At 45.7% G+C, this 16,729-nt stretch carries 18 protein-coding genes and 2 pseudogenes; 13 read left to right on the top strand and 7 right to left on the bottom strand.

The window, feature by feature from the left end:
- Entirely contained in the window at positions 1 to 480 is a 480-nt protein-coding gene (gene rpsG, locus I2I33_RS13025) for a 30S ribosomal protein S7 (RefSeq protein WP_027201677.1), read from the bottom strand.
- A gap of 117 nt (positions 481 to 597) precedes the next feature.
- Positions 598 to 1,005, bottom strand: coding sequence for a 30S ribosomal protein S12 (gene rpsL, locus I2I33_RS13020; protein ID WP_087421393.1), 408 nt, complete (start codon positions 1,003 to 1,005; stop codon positions 598 to 600).
- 429 nt (positions 1,006 to 1,434) lie between these two features.
- On the opposite strand from rpsL, the gene I2I33_RS13015 reads away from it, so the two are divergent.
- Positions 1,435 to 2,403 carry a DUF3089 domain-containing protein gene (locus I2I33_RS13015; RefSeq protein ID WP_087421392.1) on the top strand — a complete coding sequence of 323 codons (969 nt, stop codon included), beginning with the start codon at positions 1,435 to 1,437 and terminating at the stop codon, positions 2,401 to 2,403.
- A gap of 140 nt (positions 2,404 to 2,543) precedes the next feature.
- Here the strand turns inward: I2I33_RS13015 and I2I33_RS13010 are convergent.
- Positions 2,544 to 2,676: pseudogene (locus I2I33_RS13010) on the bottom strand (AraC family transcriptional regulator); the annotation flags it as partial.
- Positions 2,677 to 2,829: 153 nt separating this feature from the next.
- Here I2I33_RS13010 and I2I33_RS13005 point away from each other — a divergent pair.
- The 12 genes and pseudogenes from I2I33_RS13005 to I2I33_RS12950 all read left to right on the top strand — a co-directional run bounded on the left by I2I33_RS13005 (position 2,830) and on the right by I2I33_RS12950 (position 11,811).
- Positions 2,830 to 3,963 carry an aldo/keto reductase gene (locus I2I33_RS13005; RefSeq protein ID WP_087421390.1) on the top strand — a complete coding sequence of 378 codons (1,134 nt, stop codon included), beginning with the start codon at positions 2,830 to 2,832 and terminating at the stop codon, positions 3,961 to 3,963.
- A gap of 16 nt (positions 3,964 to 3,979) precedes the next feature.
- Positions 3,980 to 4,120, top strand: a pseudogene (locus I2I33_RS13000) (short-chain dehydrogenase); the annotation flags it as partial.
- A gap of 145 nt (positions 4,121 to 4,265) precedes the next feature.
- Complete coding sequence (locus tag I2I33_RS12995; protein WP_087421388.1) at positions 4,266 to 5,078, top strand: helix-turn-helix transcriptional regulator; 813 nt, start codon at positions 4,266 to 4,268, stop codon at positions 5,076 to 5,078.
- Positions 5,079 to 5,296: 218 nt separating this feature from the next.
- Complete coding sequence (locus I2I33_RS12990; protein ID WP_087421387.1) at positions 5,297 to 6,460, top strand: aldo/keto reductase; 1,164 nt, start codon at positions 5,297 to 5,299, stop codon at positions 6,458 to 6,460.
- Entirely contained in the window at positions 6,457 to 6,804 is a 348-nt protein-coding gene (locus tag I2I33_RS12985; protein ID WP_410492002.1) for a hypothetical protein, read from the top strand. The genes I2I33_RS12990 and I2I33_RS12985 overlap by 4 nt, the downstream gene beginning before the upstream one ends.
- Before the next feature lie 13 nt (positions 6,805 to 6,817).
- The gene (locus tag I2I33_RS12980; RefSeq protein ID WP_162613802.1) at positions 6,818 to 6,991 is read left to right on the top strand and encodes a hypothetical protein; all 174 of its coding nucleotides are present in this window, start codon (positions 6,818 to 6,820) and stop codon (positions 6,989 to 6,991) included.
- Between the two features lie 12 nt (positions 6,992 to 7,003).
- Positions 7,004 to 7,204, top strand: a complete 201-nt coding sequence (locus tag I2I33_RS12975) for a twin-arginine translocase TatA/TatE family subunit (protein ID WP_195666818.1) — start codon at positions 7,004 to 7,006, stop codon at positions 7,202 to 7,204.
- Between the two features lie 3 nt (positions 7,205 to 7,207).
- The gene (gene tatC, locus I2I33_RS12970; RefSeq protein WP_087421386.1) at positions 7,208 to 7,996 is read left to right on the top strand and encodes a twin-arginine translocase subunit TatC; all 789 of its coding nucleotides are present in this window, start codon (positions 7,208 to 7,210) and stop codon (positions 7,994 to 7,996) included.
- A 159-nt stretch (positions 7,997 to 8,155) separates the two neighbouring features.
- Positions 8,156 to 8,782 (top strand): hypothetical protein, encoded by a 627-nt coding sequence (locus tag I2I33_RS12965; RefSeq protein WP_087421385.1) that lies wholly within the window; start codon positions 8,156 to 8,158, stop codon positions 8,780 to 8,782.
- A gap of 94 nt (positions 8,783 to 8,876) precedes the next feature.
- On the top strand, positions 8,877 to 10,508 hold the full coding sequence (locus I2I33_RS12960; RefSeq protein ID WP_087421384.1) for a dipeptidase: 1,632 nt from the start codon (positions 8,877 to 8,879) through the stop codon (positions 10,506 to 10,508).
- A 630-nt stretch (positions 10,509 to 11,138) separates the two neighbouring features.
- Complete coding sequence (locus I2I33_RS12955; protein ID WP_087422054.1) at positions 11,139 to 11,594, top strand: cold-shock protein; 456 nt, start codon at positions 11,139 to 11,141, stop codon at positions 11,592 to 11,594.
- A 10-nt stretch (positions 11,595 to 11,604) separates the two neighbouring features.
- The gene (locus tag I2I33_RS12950; protein ID WP_087422055.1) at positions 11,605 to 11,811 is read left to right on the top strand and encodes a hypothetical protein; all 207 of its coding nucleotides are present in this window, start codon (positions 11,605 to 11,607) and stop codon (positions 11,809 to 11,811) included.
- Here I2I33_RS12950 and I2I33_RS12945 read toward each other — a convergent pair.
- The 4 genes from I2I33_RS12945 to I2I33_RS12930 form a co-directional block, all read right to left on the bottom strand.
- Positions 11,808 to 12,503: an ion transporter gene (locus I2I33_RS12945; protein WP_087422056.1), complete on the bottom strand. Its 696-nt coding sequence runs from the start codon at positions 12,501 to 12,503 to the stop codon at positions 11,808 to 11,810. The two genes, I2I33_RS12950 and I2I33_RS12945, sit on opposite strands and share 4 nt — an antisense overlap.
- 166 nt (positions 12,504 to 12,669) lie before the next feature.
- On the bottom strand, positions 12,670 to 13,635 hold the full coding sequence (gene glsA, locus I2I33_RS12940; protein ID WP_087422057.1) for a glutaminase A: 966 nt from the start codon (positions 13,633 to 13,635) through the stop codon (positions 12,670 to 12,672).
- A gap of 243 nt (positions 13,636 to 13,878) precedes the next feature.
- Positions 13,879 to 15,408 carry a putative glutamine/gamma-aminobutyrate antiporter GadC gene (gene gadC / locus I2I33_RS12935; RefSeq protein ID WP_087422058.1) on the bottom strand — a complete coding sequence of 510 codons (1,530 nt, stop codon included), beginning with the start codon at positions 15,406 to 15,408 and terminating at the stop codon, positions 13,879 to 13,881.
- A gap of 116 nt (positions 15,409 to 15,524) precedes the next feature.
- Positions 15,525 to 16,724 (bottom strand): MFS transporter, encoded by a 1,200-nt coding sequence (locus I2I33_RS12930; protein WP_087422059.1) that lies wholly within the window; start codon positions 16,722 to 16,724, stop codon positions 15,525 to 15,527.
- Between the last annotated feature and the right edge of the window lie 5 nt (positions 16,725 to 16,729).

Here is a 16,729-nt window from a genome sequence, read left to right as displayed (position 1 = left end):
TTAAAATCTGAAATGTGCAAAAGCTCTGTTGGCTTCAGCCATACGATGAATATCCTCTTTCTTCTTGAAAGCCGCTCCTTCTTCCTTGTATGCAGCCATGATTTCAGCAGCTAGTTTTTCTGCCATGTTTCTTCCGCTTCTTTTGCGAGAGAACAATATCATATTTTTCACGGAGATAGCTCTTTTTCTCATCGGGTTGATTTCCATCGGTACTTGGAATGTTGCACCACCTACACGACGACTCTTTACCTCTACTTGCGGAGTGATATTCTCCAAAGCTTGCTTCCAGATGTCCAATGCGGGTTTCTCTTCCTTCTTGGCCATTTTCTCGTCTACGATGTCAATTGCATCATAGAAAATTCTAAACGCGATAGACTTCTTTCCGTCTACCATTAAATCATTAACGAACCGGGTAACCAACACGTCGTTGAACTTCGGGTCCGGTAACAGGATTCTTTTTTTTGGTTTACTCTTTCTCATCTCTTCTAGTTTACGAATTTGTTCGTTCGCTGCCCTTACCGGTCTTCAACGGTCTCACGACCATTTACTCAACTTTTCGGGAACAACCCATAAACAACTCCTGTCAATTAATTTTTTTTACTTCTTACCTTTTGCCGGAGCTGCAGCAGCACCTTTTTTCGGTCTCTTAGCACCATACTTGGAACGACTTTGTAAACGACCGTTTACACCAGCAGCATCCAATGTACCGCGAACCAAGTGATAACGAACTCCCGGAAGGTCTTTCACACGACCGCCTCTAATCAACACGATAGAGTGCTCTTGCAAGTTGTGTCCTTCTCCCGGAATGTAGGCATTCACCTCTTTTCCGTTGGTTAATCTAACTCTGGCAACCTTTCTCATCGCTGAGTTCGGTTTCTTCGGGGTTGTCGTGTACACACGAACACAAACCCCGCGTCTTTGCGGGCAAGCATCCAAAGCCGGAGCCTTGCTCTTGTCCTGGATTTTTGTTCTTCCTTTTCTTACTAACTGTTGAATAGTTGGCATACAAGTACTTTTAAATTAGTTACTTTTATTCAATTTGGCTCGCAAAGGTAGTAACTTTATGCATCACCACCAAACATTTCTATCTTTTTTTTCGAAAAAAGCATAAGACTGTGAGAATGTTAGCCGACAATAAACCGATGAAATTCTATGAAAGAACTATTTCTCCTACCCTGCTTTTTCGAATCAAAGACGAATCAAAGACGTTCACGAGTGTCTTTGATTCGTCTTTGATTCGAAATTGATACGTCTTTAATTCCCGTATACATCGAATATACATTAGCTATTCATTGGGTTTCCCCCTATTCCCCCAGAAACAATTCACTTACAAATTAAGAGTAAATCCACGGCAGGATAAAACGTTTATTCCACAATCAAACATATGAAGAAAATACCTATTTTTGCCTTAAATTTTACATCAAAAATAAAATTATGGGGAAGGCTGTTTTGAAATATATTTTTGCTTTTTGCTCCTTGCTTTTAGTTATCTCCTGCGGGAAAATTTCTTCGGATTCCACGAATGACGAGGTGGATTACTCGGATAGCAAGTGTTGGTTCGAGGCCAATCAAGAGGGCATGAACAAGAAGGTCGATATTTTTTACGTGGTACCTACTTGCATTTGGGATTATACCGACAGCCTCGGGCAAATACAACATAACATGGACATATTCAACACGAAACAGCGTCAAATGGTAGACCCGTCTATTCGATTGGCCAAAAATATCTTGTCAGACAGTTGTAATTTTTTCTCTCCCTATTACCGTCAGATTTCGATGGACAGCTGGTTGTCTTTGGACACGGCTCTTATCGAAAAACGTTTTCAATTGGCTTACAAAGACGTGGTAGCCGCCTTTCGTTACTATTGGAACAATTACAATCAAGGACGTCCTTTCATTCTTGCCGGCCACAGCCAAGGTGCAAAAGCCGTGATCGAATTATTGAAGCACGAGATAACACCGGAGATCTACCAGCACTTGGTCGCATCTTACGCCATCGGGTATACAATCACGCAAGAGGAACTAGACAGTTATCCTTATCTACGAATGGCTAAAGACTCCACGGACGTGGGGGTGATCATCGGATTCAATAGCGTGACAAAACCGGAAGCAATTTCTCCATTGTTCAAAAATAACATCGTGTGTATTAATCCCCTGAACTGGAAAACGGATGCTAGCCCCGGAGTTTCTTATCAAGGTTTTACCGCATCTATCGACCCTTCCATCCATACAATCGTGGTAACAGGAATTGATGAAGATAAATATTATATTCCCAGCGTGGAAGTACTTTTACCTAAAGGAAATCTACACGTGGAAGAATTTAATCTTTACAATCAGAATTTGAGAAAAAATGTTTTACAGCGCATACGTGCATTCCATGAACGTTCTTTTCAATCAAATTAACGCCGCGGGATATTCACGCACCAGATGCAAAGCTCCGAGGAATAAAATCTAATCTTCCTTATCCTCATCGTGTGTTTTTATTCGCCTTGTCCCTACCGGGCTCCCGAATATTCTTCGTATCCCTGCCTCCGCAACCTGACCGGGGCGAAACAGGCTATCATACCATCCTGATAGGTGTAACCCTGACGTCCGTACATGATATTCCCGCAATAGGTATCCTTCAGACAAAGAGCATATACACCGTAGTTGATCTTAAAGTGTCGGCCACCGTGTGCCATCGATAATTCATTTGATTTAAACTACATACAGCTCTATTGCAGAATCGAGGATTCGGGTATAAATATCCGTAAATCATATACAAGCCGACTCATTCAATCGCAATAAATTTGCAATCAGAAACTGAACAACGAAAAAAATACAAAGATTATGGATCGCAGAAACTTTTTGAAAACGGCATCGAGTTTTGCACTACTCGCGGCCGGAGCTACAACGGGTGTTTCCCGTGTGTTTGCCGAAACCCCTTCATCTTCTCTATCGGGAAATCTATTGGATGCAAATACACCGAATACGGACAACACGATGGAGTATCGTAAGCTCGGAGAATTGGATGTATCGGCTATCGGTCTGGGCTGCCTGCCGATGGTGGGCTATTACGGCGGGAAGTACGACAAAAAGGATATGATAGCTCTGATTCGCCGAGCATACGATAAAGGCATCACCTTTTTCGATACGGCGGAGGTCTACGGCCCTTATACCAGCGAAGAGTGGGTTGGCGAGGCTCTCGCCCCGTTCAGGGATAAGGTAAAGATCGGAACCAAATTCGGATTTGGTGTTGAGGAAAAACAACCGACCGCAATCAACAGCCGTCCCGACCATATCCGCCGGGCGGTGGAAGGTTCTTTGAAACGCCTGCATACCGATCATATCGACCTGCTGTATCAGCACCGTGTCGATCCGAACGTACCGATGGAAGAGGTGGCCGGAACCGTCAAGGATTTGATGCGGGAGGGCAAAGTACTGCATTGGGGATTGTCGGAAGCAAGTGCCCGTTCCATCCGTCGGGCGCACGCCGTTTGTCCGCTTTCGGCCGTACAGAGCGAGTACGCAATTTGGTGGCGGGAGCCTGAAACCAAGATTTTCCCGACATTGGAAGAACTCGGCATCGGCTTCGTGCCTTATTGTCCGCTAGGGCGAGCGTTCCTCACGGGAACAATCAACGAGAAGAGCCGTTTCTACGAGGGCGACCGTCGTTGGAACCTGCCGCAGTTCACGCCCGAAGCCTTGAAGCACAATATGCCGCTTGTCACCTTGGTACGCAAATGGGCGCAACGCAAGGGTGTGACACCCGCACAATTCGCCCTCGTGTGGATGTTGTCGCGCAAATCGTGGATAGCGCCGATACCGGGAACAACCCATCCGGCGCACTTGGATGACTTGCTCGGTGCGGGAACGATTCGGCTCTCGGCTTGGGAGATGGAGGAGTTCGATAAGGAATATGCCAAAATCGACTTGATGGGGCATCGGGCAGATCCGTTTACCGAAAGCCAAATAGATAAATAAGGAAATAAAACTGACAGGACGCTCCGGAATCGCAGACGAGGTTGCCAATGTCGCCGAACTACTGATGAGCGACAGAGGAGCATTTATCACGGGAACGGATTTTCTGATTGACGGAGATACCACAGTACCTTATTTTTACGACCCGTTGAAATTGTAATATGTTGCATGTAAATTGTAAGAATGCTTTTGTCACGTAACGTCAGGAGTACAAAAACATTCTTCCCATTCTGTAAATTTGAGCCTTACAACAAACATCTCTCGATTGGAATGCGCTATACTTACGAAAATTAAAGACAAACTATATGGAACAATTAGATGTATTCGATTGCTCGAACGTGCTTATAGCGAGCTATTTCACCGATGACCGGGGTTGTGCCCACGAAAACAGGGAACATACGCTTATTTATTTATGTTCTGGCGAACTGGAAATAAAGGAGCGCGGAAAGAAAACCGTGTTGCATCCGGGGGATTGTGCTTTCATGCGGCGTGATAACCGGATGTGGTTACAGAAAAAGGTCGAGGACGGTAAACCCTATCGTTCTGTCGTGTTGAAATTCTCAAGACCGTTTTTGAGAGAATTTTACCAAACACTTAACCGACAACAAATTCCGGCAGACTCTAAACGTGAGAAGGAAAGTTTACATGTATTACCAAGTAACCGACCGGACATCCGTTCGTTGTTCGAATCAGTCATTCCCTATTTCGATGCAGGTGAAAAGCCGTCCGAAGATATACTGAAACTGAAAATGATCGAGGGGGTATATGTACTGCTCAACACTGATATCAACCTTTATGCCTCGTTGTTTGACTTCGTGGAGCCGTGGAAAATCGATATTCTCGACTATTTGAACGAGAACTACATGTGTGATCTCTCTTTGGAGGAAATTGCGAGTTACACGGGACGCAGCCTAGCAACCTTCAAACGGGATTTTGCAAAAGTCAGCAACCTAACTCCGCAAAAGTGGATTATCAAACGCCGTTTGGAAGCCGCGCACGGTCTGATAAAATCAGGCAAGAAGAAAGTGACAGAAGCCTGCTTCGATGTCGGTTTCAAGAATCTGTCGCACTTCTCTAAAATATACAAGGAAGCGTATGGGGTTGCCCCGTCATGGTAAGATGAATTCAGTACAAAAATGAAAGGTATTATCGGGAGCCTACCCGAAGTGATGCGAGAAATCCCGTCAAGTTAATCAGGCGAATATAGATTATACATTTTTCGTGAACCATCACTTTAACAAAGTGAACTTCCCAACAAAGGATATTGAGCCTCGCAGCAAAGTTGTTGCGGGGCTCTCTTCGTAAATTTGCATCAGAACATTAACACAAAAGAATCATGAAAGAGAACAATAAAATGAATGTCAGCCGTCGCCGATTTCTCAAGACGGCAGCATTGGCAGGAGCCGCAATGGCCATGCCTTCGGGATTGAACAAGGTCTTTGCTTCGGAAACGGGGCAAGCAGAAATATCAGGTGTAGATACCGATACAGCCCGCATCAAGGGGCATCGTATATTGGGTACGGGCAAGGCGGCCTTTGAAGTGTCGGCACTCGGTTTCGGCGTAATGGGAATGACTTACAATCGTAGCCAACACCCGGGTAAGAAAGAGTGTATCCGATTGTTGCATGAAGCGGTGGATCGCGGAGTAACGCTCTTCGACACGGCTATCATTTATGGACCGCTGACTAACGAGAATTTGGCAGGAGAAGCACTATCCGAATTCAAGGGACGGATCAACGTGACAACTAAATTTGGACATGAAGTGATCGACGGTAAAGGAACCGGCCGGCAAGACAGCCGCCCGGCAACCATCCGTCGCTATTGCGAGGAGTCGCTTCGCCGATTAAAGCTTGATTCACTGCCGATGTTCTACCAGCATCGTGCTGATCCGAACACTCCGGCCGAAGAAGTGGCGGCTACCATTGCCGACTTGATCAAGGAAGGCAAAGTACAACGCTGGGGTATGTGCGAGGTCAGTACCGAAACAATCCGTAAAGCCCATGCCATCTGCCCGCTAACGGCTATCCAAAGCGAGTACCATCTGATGCACCGCTTGGTGGAAGAAAATGGTGTTCTCGATGTATGCCGGGAGTTGGGTATCGGTTTTGTACCGTACAGCCCAATCAACCGTGGCTTTTTGGGAGGCTGCATCAACGAATATACGATTTTCGATGTAAACAACGACAACCGTCAGACCCTACCGCGCTTCCAGCCGGAAGCGATACGTGCGAATACCCGCATTGTAAATGCACTGCAAGCTTTTGGCCGCACACGGGGCATGACCTCGGCACAAGTGGCTCTTGGCTGGTTACTCCAAAAAGCACCGTGGATCGTACCGATTCCGGGAACAACAAAACTGTCACATCTGGAGGAGAACCTGCGTACACTCAATTTTGATATCCCGAGCGAAGAATGGAAAGAACTGGAGGACGCCGTAGCTGCTATTCCCGTTATGGGAGACCGATATAATGCCGAACAGCAGAAGCAGGTAGGCCGATAAAGACAGTATCTCATGCTTACCATCTTTTTTCCAACCATACGCTGGTATATCTATATAGCGGGCAGTTGTACTTGCGAAATCAGTGCTGCGAGACGCTGAATATCGAAAGAGGTGACAGCGCTTTCATCGGGCGAAACAGTTATTCGCACATCTACGCCGAGCCGGAATTGCACGAGCCTTGTCGGGTTCTGTTCTTCTCTCTTCCGCGAGAATTTTTGTGCGAGTTTTACCAGACACTCTCGTTATCCGACCGCAAATCGTCGACCACGGGACTCTCGGCCTTGCACCGTCTGCCATCCACAACAGAAACGGAAAGCCTTTTTATTTACTCAACAAACCGATGACAAAGGAGATTAAATGGCAGAAATTGCAAATAGAATAAACGGAGTTCAATTACCTTCCCAAGCTGAGAACAAAGGTGGAGAATATGGGCGAGTACGACACGCTGATTGTCGGGACGCTTATCCGGGAAGGACACCTTACACCGGTGATGATATGAACAATCGTCTTGAATTTACATTTGTTAATTAAAAACAACAAATTATGATGACACCATTATTTATTGGCGGTATCGGTATGCAGGAAGTGCTGCTGATCGCATTGGTCGTACTGCTGTTTTTCGGCGGTAAAAAGATTCCCGAATTAATGAAGGGAATCGGCAAAGGCGTTCGTTCTTTCAAAGAGGGAATGAACAACGTGGAAAAGGAGATTGAGGAAATCAAGGAACCTGAACGAAAGGAGTAACCGATGGCGGCCGTGACGAACACACAATCTTTTTGGGAACATTTGGACGTGCTGCGGGCGGCAATCGTGAAAATTGTCGCCGTAGCCGTCGTGTTCGGCATCGCAGCATTCTTTTTCAAGGAAGAGCTGTTCGCCGTAGTACTTGCACCGAAGGATGACGGGTTTATTACTTATCGGCTGCTCGACCGCATGGCGGTATGGGCAGGAGGTGCGGTAGAGCCGTTTTCCGTCCGGCTTATCAATACGGGATTAGCACAACAGTTTATGATTCACATGAAAACAGCGCTGTGTGCCGGAGTATTATGCACTTCACCTTATATTCTTTATCAGTTGTTTCGGTTTGTTTCTCCGGCATTATACGATAATGAACGGCGATATGTCAGACGGATAGTCGGAGGCGGTTACGCAATGTTCGGATTGGGGGTACTGATCAGCTACTTCTTGATTTTTCCGCTGACATTTCGCTTTTTGGGAACTTATCAGGTGAACGGCGAGGTAGATAATCTGATCACGCTCGATTCGTATATCTCGACACTTGTGATGATGTGCCTTGCGATGGGTATTGTTTTCGAAATCCCGATACTCTCGTGGTTGTTCGCTAAATTGGGTTTTCTCTCCGCGGATTTCATGCGCCGCTATCGGAAACACGCTGTCGTGATTATCCTTGTAGTAGCCGCAATTATTACGCCAACATCAGATGTATTCACGCTTTCGCTCGTCGCATTACCCATGTGGATGTTGTATGAAGTAAGTATTTTGATTGTGAAACGATCTAAATGTCACAAAGTTTAAAAAACGTTTTGGATAACAAAACCCGTCTTTTCCCGATAATCGGGGAAATTTTGTCCGATTCTGCCGTTTCTTACGCAAAATCCTGCTACATTTGTATCTATTTGACTGGTTTTTACCGGATATTATACAATCCAAACCAACTAAAATGACATACAAATCATGAATTCATTTATCCAATTTTTACTCGTCATCAGTTTCATTTGTTATGATGGAATTGATCCATCTCCTCAAAAAAAATTAACGGAAAAACAAAAAGGTATCATTGAATCATTAGTTTCTTTCGCGGACTCTCTCAATGGCAAAACCAAATCCTCCAGCATAATACTTACAAAAATTGCCACCCTAAAAAATGACAATGTAGAATTTATGCCTTTTTATCATTTAGACATAGACAAATTTTACAAAGATCCTACTCCCGAAAACCTTCTCTTATCCTTGTATCAACCGGACACTCTTGCCATGCTTTTAGTACGAGAAAAAGCCGACACATCATACCTGTTAATTGTCCAAAAACAAAATTCCCATTGGATACCTAATATCCTAATGCAAGACTTCGGAAAAAACATTCAGCATGTAAAAGACAAAATTCCCGATATTAAAAACGCTGACTTTAAAATTTTCCAATTCGAACATCTCTATTTTTATAGCTATATCAACAAGAAAGAACAAATTTATGAAGATATGCGAGGGAATATCCTCACCCCAAAAATGATGTGTAATAAATTATTTACAATTATCGATGCCATAAAAGAAGCAGCCGAGAAAGGTGAAGTACTCTACCTCTAAATTTGTATTATTTCGTGCTTTTAATTTTTTTGTTAAAATAAATATTACAACATTGCACTCTGATAAATCACAAAACAAAAAAATCATATTGCACATGAAAACCTTTTTTTTACTTCTAGCAGCAGCCTTCCTCTTTTTACAGACAGGAAAAGCCTGTACGATCATCGTGGCCGGCAAAAAAGCCACGGTCGACGGTAGTGTTTTAAATTCACACACGGATGCCGGTGCGGATTGTCGCATCCGGGTCGTGGCGGGCCAGAAATTCCCCAAAGGAAGTATGGTTCCCGTGTATTACGGCATACAGCGAGTTGACCTTCCTTTGGATGACAACGGGGAAATATTAGGCTACATCCCGCAAGTTGAGCAAACCTACACGTATTTCCAATCCGCTTACTCTCACATCAACGAGTACCAGCTATGTATCGGGGAAAGCACCACGAGCCAACGTCCCGAATTACAAGTAAACAAAGGAGAAGGGCAACAGATCATGACCGTGGAGCAAGCCATGATTTTTGCCTTGCAACGTTGCAAAACGGCAGAAGAGGCCCTAACCCTCATCACCTCGCTCATGGAAAAATACGGGTTCCTTCCCTCTTGCGGGCCGGAATCAGAATGTCTCACGATCGCGGACCCGGAAGGAGTATGGGTTCTCGAACTTTTCAGTGTCGGTAAAAACTGGACACCGGAAAGTGGTAAGCCGGGAGTGATCTGGGCCGCTCAACGGGTGCCGGACGATGAAATCGCCATGATTCCCAACTGGAGCATCATTAAAGAAATAGATCTTTCAAAACCGGAACAATTCCGTGCCTCTTCCAACTACCAGCAGGTAGCCATTGAAAACGGCTGGTATTCCCCGGCAAGCGGAAAACCTTTCGTTTGGCAAGATGTTTATGCCCCGACTCCCAGAGAATGGGCCACAAACCGTTTCTGGTTATTCGTCAACACGTTCGCACCCTCTCTCGACCCGATCCCCTCCAGACGTACCAATAACCCGTTTGATAACTTAAACCAGTATATCCAATACGTGGAACCGCTTAGCGTGTACCCGTTCTCCTTTAAACCGGAGCAAAAAGTTTCCGTGAAAGACTTCATGGACTTTCAACGTTCCACGTTCTCGGGAACCATCTATGACAAAGAGAATGACGCCGTTTGGTATTACCCGGACAAGAACGGGAACATGGTGAAAAGTAAACTGGCCACCCCTTTCCCATCCAGTGAAACGCAAAAATTAATGAAGACTACACGCAGACGCCTAGTAGCACGGGTTGACGGGGAATACGGTATGGTCGCCCAGCTCCGCTCGGATCTTCCCCGGGAAATCGGTGGAATATACTGGGTTTTCCAAGATAACGCCTACACGTCACCTTACCTGCCCATCTTCACGGGCGTGACCCGCATCCCGGAAGTCTATTCCACGTATAACCCCAAAGAATACTCCGACAATTCCGCTCGCTGGGCCATTGATTTTGTCGATAACTTACTCTACCTGAACTGGCAGGATGGGAAAAAGGATTTGGAAGCCGCACGGGCCCCCATGGAACAATCCTTCTTCGAACGCAATGTTGAAATCGAAAAAGAGTTTATCGCCTTGCAAAAGAAAAATCCCAAGAAAGCGACAGAATTACTCAATAAATACACGCAGGAATGTGCAGACACGATCATGCAAACCTACGTACAACTTCGGAACACGCTGATCACGAAGTACACGAACAATAGAATGAGATAAAAGTTATAACGAGAAGGGGCTGTCCAAAAAATCCTACTTGTATTTGCCACTACCCCCTCCAGCTCCCCCTTACACAGGGGGAGAGCTGATTACCAAGCGGTTTCTCCCCCTGTGTAAGGGGGAGTTAGTGGGGGTAGTTGTTTGAACATGACTTTAGGACAGCCCCTTTTCTGTTGTTTGATGATTCTTTTATGTTAATAATTATAAAGGTGTTAACAGGCTGTCTCTCAATACGTGTACACAGGTGAAGAAGTGGTTATGAACAGGTGGAGAAGTGGTGGAGAAGGAAAACTGTTAAGGAGACGGTTTGCGGGGGAAGGGCAACACGGGGTTGTTTGCTCGATGTCTAAAGTGATGGCAGGGCGATAATCGGGAAATAAGATTGTTTTTCCGGTAAATTGTGTTATCTTTGTTTCAATTAGAATTTCGAATATTATTGATCGGAACGTTTTTACAAGTTAATCAGGTTTCTCCTTTAATTCTCCCTATCTCTAATTTGTCATTTTAAAACGAATGAATTGAATTTCTGTGTCCCGTTTTTTTAATCATGGCCGGAAGTTTGACTATTTATACCCATCCTATCTGTAAGGACACTAGAAGTAAATGATATTATTAATTAAAATAAATTGCATGGCAAAACCTACTACATTTGGTAAAAAAGAAAACGAGAAGAAAAAACAAGCCCGAAGACAGGCAAAACAAAACCGGAAGGAAGAGAGAAAACAATCCGGTAAAGCGACCAGTTTCGATGACATGATCGCTTACGTTGATGAACATGGCATGATTACCTCGACACCGCCCGAAGAGCGGCATGATGAGGAAAAAATCGTGCAAGAGGATATACAAATTTCAATCCCCAGGCAGGAAGCTCCCGCCATTTTGAAAGGTCGGGTGGAGTATTTTGACACGCAGAAAGGGTATGGCTTTATCAAGAATCTGGTAGGGACGGATAAATACTTTTTTCATGTCAATAATGTCCTTGTTGATATCGTGGAGAATGATATAGTGACGTTTGATTTGGAACGAGGGAAACGGGGAATGAATGCCGTAAATATTTGTACAATAAATAATCAATTGGCAGTATAAATCAATTCACATGAAAAAGAACACGAACCATTTTGAAAGATTATCGCAGGCTCAACAGGCGGAGAACGCGTTGAAAGAACATAGAAAAAGAGTTGGTGAGGTTGAGTATGTCACTATTAGCGGGCGCACGACTTTCGAATTCCCGGTCAGTTTATCTGAAGAAGAAAGAGAGATCCGCATCGAAAATTATAAAAAACGGCACAAGCCGTTAGTCTAAAGGGCCGTTTGTTCATCGGCCGTGCCGTTCGTTTCTTTTCTTTTTCGCTGGAATATTGTCGTGACGTAAGCGGTGAATATCGGGAAGAAAATCATACCCGCGGCGGCGAGAATGACGGCAAGGATTTGCCCGATCTTCGTGACCCCGAAAATATTCGACCCGACCGTGGTGACGTTCATCAGCGCCCAGTCGAAAGCGTCCCAGTATGTTTTCACGGGAGGGTTAACACCGTGTTCCATGTAGTAGAAAATGATGCTACAAAAATAGATCGTCGTGAAAAGAATCGTCAGGTACGTGGCGAACAAATTGGTGATCCGGCTGCGTGTCATCCAACTCACGATGAGTGATACCCCGTAGATGCCTCGTGCCAGAGGGATTAACCGCAGGATTAGCCACGTGGAATGAGATATGGTGGTTGATAAACCGTACACGATATTAAGGTAAGGAATCGAGACCAGCAAGAAAAACAAGTTATGATTGAAAAAACGCCCGGTCCATCCATCCGTGTACCACCGAACGAAAAAGTCTGCCAGAAAAAGCCCGCACACCCAGAGATGGAATTTCAATATGAAAGCCTCGCTGAGAGCGTTATTCCCGTCCAGTAACTCGATAGAGGCAACAATAATAATTGCCAAACTACCCAACAATACAAGCCCGTTGAGTATTTGCTCGAAAACTTTACTTCTTTTCATAGAAAATGGGTTTATAAGTTTATAAAGTTCATAAGGTTTATAAGGTTCATAAAGTGACGGGTGTCCTTCGGACAGTGTTTTAACGGCAGCACAAGCTGCCGTTGACAAAACGCCCCGCAGGGATCCACTACTTTATAAACTTTATGAACCTTATGAACTTTATGAACTAATTGATTACTTCCACGTGATCTCCTCCGAAGACATTCACGTTTAATTTCTGTGCGATATACTTGATGGCAGCTTGTGCTTTCACCGAGTTTCCGGCCTCGTCCAGTGGGGGGGCGAAAGCGGCGATACCGAACAGTCCGGGAACAACTCCGAGTACACCGCCACCAACTCCCGATTTAGCGGGAACGCCACTGGTGTATAACCAATCTCCCGTGTGTTCGTAGAATCCCACGGTTGCGATCAGAGAGGTGATTTTAGGAGATAACGACGGGTCGAATACCTGTTGTTTGGTCACGGGATTCAAACCGTTATTGGCAATCGTGCAGGCGGCGATGGATAATTGTTTTGCCGTGACACCCATCGAGCATTGCCGGGTGTACAGGTCCAGCGACATATCCGGGTCGTCGTAAATCCGGTTGAAATTCTTCAATAACCATGCGATAGAACGGTTATTGAAGTTCGTTTCGGATTCCGATTTATAGAGTTCATCCAGTAACTTCAGATCGCTACCGCTTAATTCCCGCATGTTGTCGGTGATTGCCTTCCATTTGGCCTCTCTGTTACCCACGGGTTTCACCATACTGTCGGCACTGATGGCCCCGGCGTTCACGAGCGGGGTACTCGGGTGATCGTTTTCCAGTAGAATTGCCATGATCGAGTTAAACGGCAACCCAGTGGCATCCGCCCCAATTTTGTCCAATACGGCTTGCGCCCCGTACTGGCGTAAGACTAGAATTGCGGTGTACACTTTGGAGACGGATTCGATACCGAAAACGTAATTCGTGTCTCCGGCCTCGATAACTTCTCCCGACGGGAGACAAACGGATATACCGAATAAATTAGAATCAATTTTGTCCAGGAATGGAATATAATTCGCGTTTTTCCCTCCCTTCAAATCCTTCACTTGTGCATGAGCCTCGTTCACTAAATTCTTGAGGTCATTGCTTGTAATTGTTTTTTTCATACCTGTGATTATAGTTTGGAATTTAAAATTTAGAGTTTAGAATGGAAGGGGCTGTTCAAAAAGTCATTTCTCAAACTCCCTCCCCCCTTCGGGGTACTCCCTCTATAAACAGAGGGAGAGTTGAAATACTCCCTTTTTTCGGGAAGAGTCACCAGCTCCTCCTCTGTTTATAGAGGAGGTGGCACGAAGTGACGGAGGGGTTTTTTGAAATAAAATGACTTTTTGGACACCCTCTTTACGTTTTTATTTTTTAGCATCCGGAGTGGCCGGGCTAGTTGAAGTCGTAGAAGTAGCCGGGGCGACCGGTTGTTCTTCCCAGTGGAATGGGGCGATTTCAGCTTTCGGGTCTTTCCATGACGGTTTACGCAAGGAGTAGATGATGAACGGAGTGGCAACAACCACGACGCACCCGATAATCAGCACGGCAAACCAGACGGTATTACTACCCACGTTGATCTGTGAAGGCGGGATGAAACTCAACACGAAAGCCAGCAAGGCTCCGCAGAATCCCAATCCGGCGATGATCCATATCCCGACGTTACTTTTTCGGCCGATAGCGAACGGTCGATTTGCTTTCTTCATCTTGTAGCGCAACACGATAGCTCCGGAGAACATCAACAGGTACATAATCAAGTACAACAAGACGGTCAACTGCGACAAGATCTGGTAGAACGACTGCACGGAAGGCATAACCACGAACAATAATGCCAGGATCGTAACAACTCCTCCTTGTACGAACAGGATGTTCTTCTGAACACCGATCTTGTTTGTTTTCTGGAAGAATGGAGGCAAGTAACCGGCTTTACCCACGGTGAAAATACCTTTTGACGGACCCGCAACCCAAGTAAGCACTCCGGCAAGCACACCGAACATCAAGGCGATAGCTATTACTGGGGATGCCCAGCTGATATGCAGGTATTTGAGATACCCGTCGAACCCGACAAGCAAACTTTGTGTCAGGTTAATGTCTTTTGCAGGAATAATCAAACCCAGCGCAAACGTACCCAGCACGAAGATAACCACGGTAATCCCGGCACCGATAAAGATCGCTTTCGGGTAGTTCTTCGATGCAGGTTCCTTCACGTCCATCACGTGAATACCCATCATCTCCATTCCGGCGTAGAAAAGGAAGATTCCCGAGGCTAGCACGAGGTTGTCAAACTTGGTCAAGTCGGGGAAGAAACCTTGGCTCATGTCCATGTTATTATGCCCGCCCGTGGAAATGTAAATAATACCGAAAACGATCAGAAGCCCGGCGGGAATAATCGTCCCGACCATGGCCCCGATCTTGGAAACTTTACCTACCCATCCCAGTCCTTTCAGCGAGATAAAGGTTGCTACCCAGTAAATAGCCAGCACGGTAACCAGCGTGAAGATTTTGTTGGATGCCAGCAGGGCATCTTCGGAGGTGTTCAAGCCGATGTACGCGATAGATACGGCCCCGAATGTCAGAACCGTCGGGTACCAGATCGTACTCTCGATCCATTGCAGGAATATTGCTAGGAAACCGAAACGTTTTCCGTATGCCTCACCTACCCAACGGAAAACTCCACCCTCTTTCTGGGCGAACATGGCGGCTAATTCGGCTGCCACGAGAGCCGTGGGAACCAGGAATACAATGGCCGCGAATAAATAGTAGAATGCAGAACTCAACCCATAAACGGCTTCTGCCGGTAGGCCACGAAGACTCACAACCGCCGCGACATTCATAATCGCGAGGGTCATCACGCCGAGTTTCATCGCGGTCCCTTTTGTGTTTGAATTTGTTGTCATCTTGAATTAATTTAGTTTAGAATTTATAATCTAGAAATTTTGGTTAGTTATATCTGTCTTGTTTGCATGGGGTAAATACGGGAGAAAAGGCGAGAAGGTTCTTTCTCGCGCCATATTTAACGTTGAATTTGTATTCCCAAAGTACTCGTATTTCGTTTAAAATAGGTGAACACGGCAAATATCACGGCCAGTATCGTGCTGAGTAAAAACGGGAAATAGGAGGCATCCGTGGAGAATATTCCCTGTAAAATTTCGAGAATAAAAGGGTAGGTGATAATTGCCATATAATTCATGGCCATTACCAGTGCCAGTGCGAATGTCGCGTGTGATTCGGCCGTACTCGTGGATGTTTTGTCGTATATGATGGGTTGCATACACCCGTACCCCAACCCGATAAGGATGACACCGATGGTTAGCAGTACCGGCCCGCCTTTCACGAGGAAAAGCACGAAACCGAGGGCGATGGCCGCGGAGGAACACACGTTCGTGTAACTGCGCAACCATCCGATGATGTTGTTGATAAAAAGTCCGGGAATTGTCATGGCGAGGAAAAAGACGGAAATATACGTGCCAGAAATGTCTGGGTCCTTGAATTTCAACGTTTCCATGTAGATCGACAGGTTAAAGGGGACTGTCAGCACGATAAACGTGATAAAGTAATAGAGAAACATGAGCGCTACCGGCCAGTTGTGGCTTGCCGATACGGGAGTATCATTTGTAGGTTGGGCTTTTTGCGGTGTTGCCGGAGGGGCAGAGTTCAGTTTAAAAGCGAACAACAGCGAGATCCCTGACAGGCAGTATACGAGGAATGCGTAATGCCAGTTGATGTCGGCGAGAACGCCAGCAAGAAAGGTGGCGAGAACCAGCGTGATGTTGGTGATCGACGAGGCGATACCTAATTGGCGGGTCCTGTAACGTTTCGTGAAGTTGTCAGCGATAAGTCCCGTGGAAAACGGGATGATCATCCCGGCCCCGACGCCCAAGAGGGCGCTGACTACCAGTAGCAGCCACAGGGAATTACTGAAAGGGTAAATCACGCTGCACCCGAAGAATATTGATAACCCGATGATAAGGATTCTTTTTTTGTTAATCCTTAAAGATAATCGTCCTGCCAGCAAGATGAAGGGGACAATGATAAACGACGGGAGCGATTCGAGCATTTGCAGTTCCAAGTCGCTAGCATCCTTGAAAATGTTCTTGAGATCACCGAGAATCGGCGAGATGGCCAAGCCGGGTAATGAAGTTACCATCGATATGGAATAGATGGCAAGGAGTGCCGTGAGCGTGATCATGCCATGGCCGGTTTGTATTTTCATGTTGG

It is taken from the genome of Butyricimonas sp. BSD2780061689_150309_C8, from assembly GCF_015560935.1.
GTDB classification, from domain to species: domain Bacteria; phylum Bacteroidota; class Bacteroidia; order Bacteroidales; family Marinifilaceae; genus Butyricimonas; species Butyricimonas paravirosa.
Note: the sequence above shows the minus strand (reverse complement) of the source record. Positions and strands in the feature narration are given on the sequence as shown.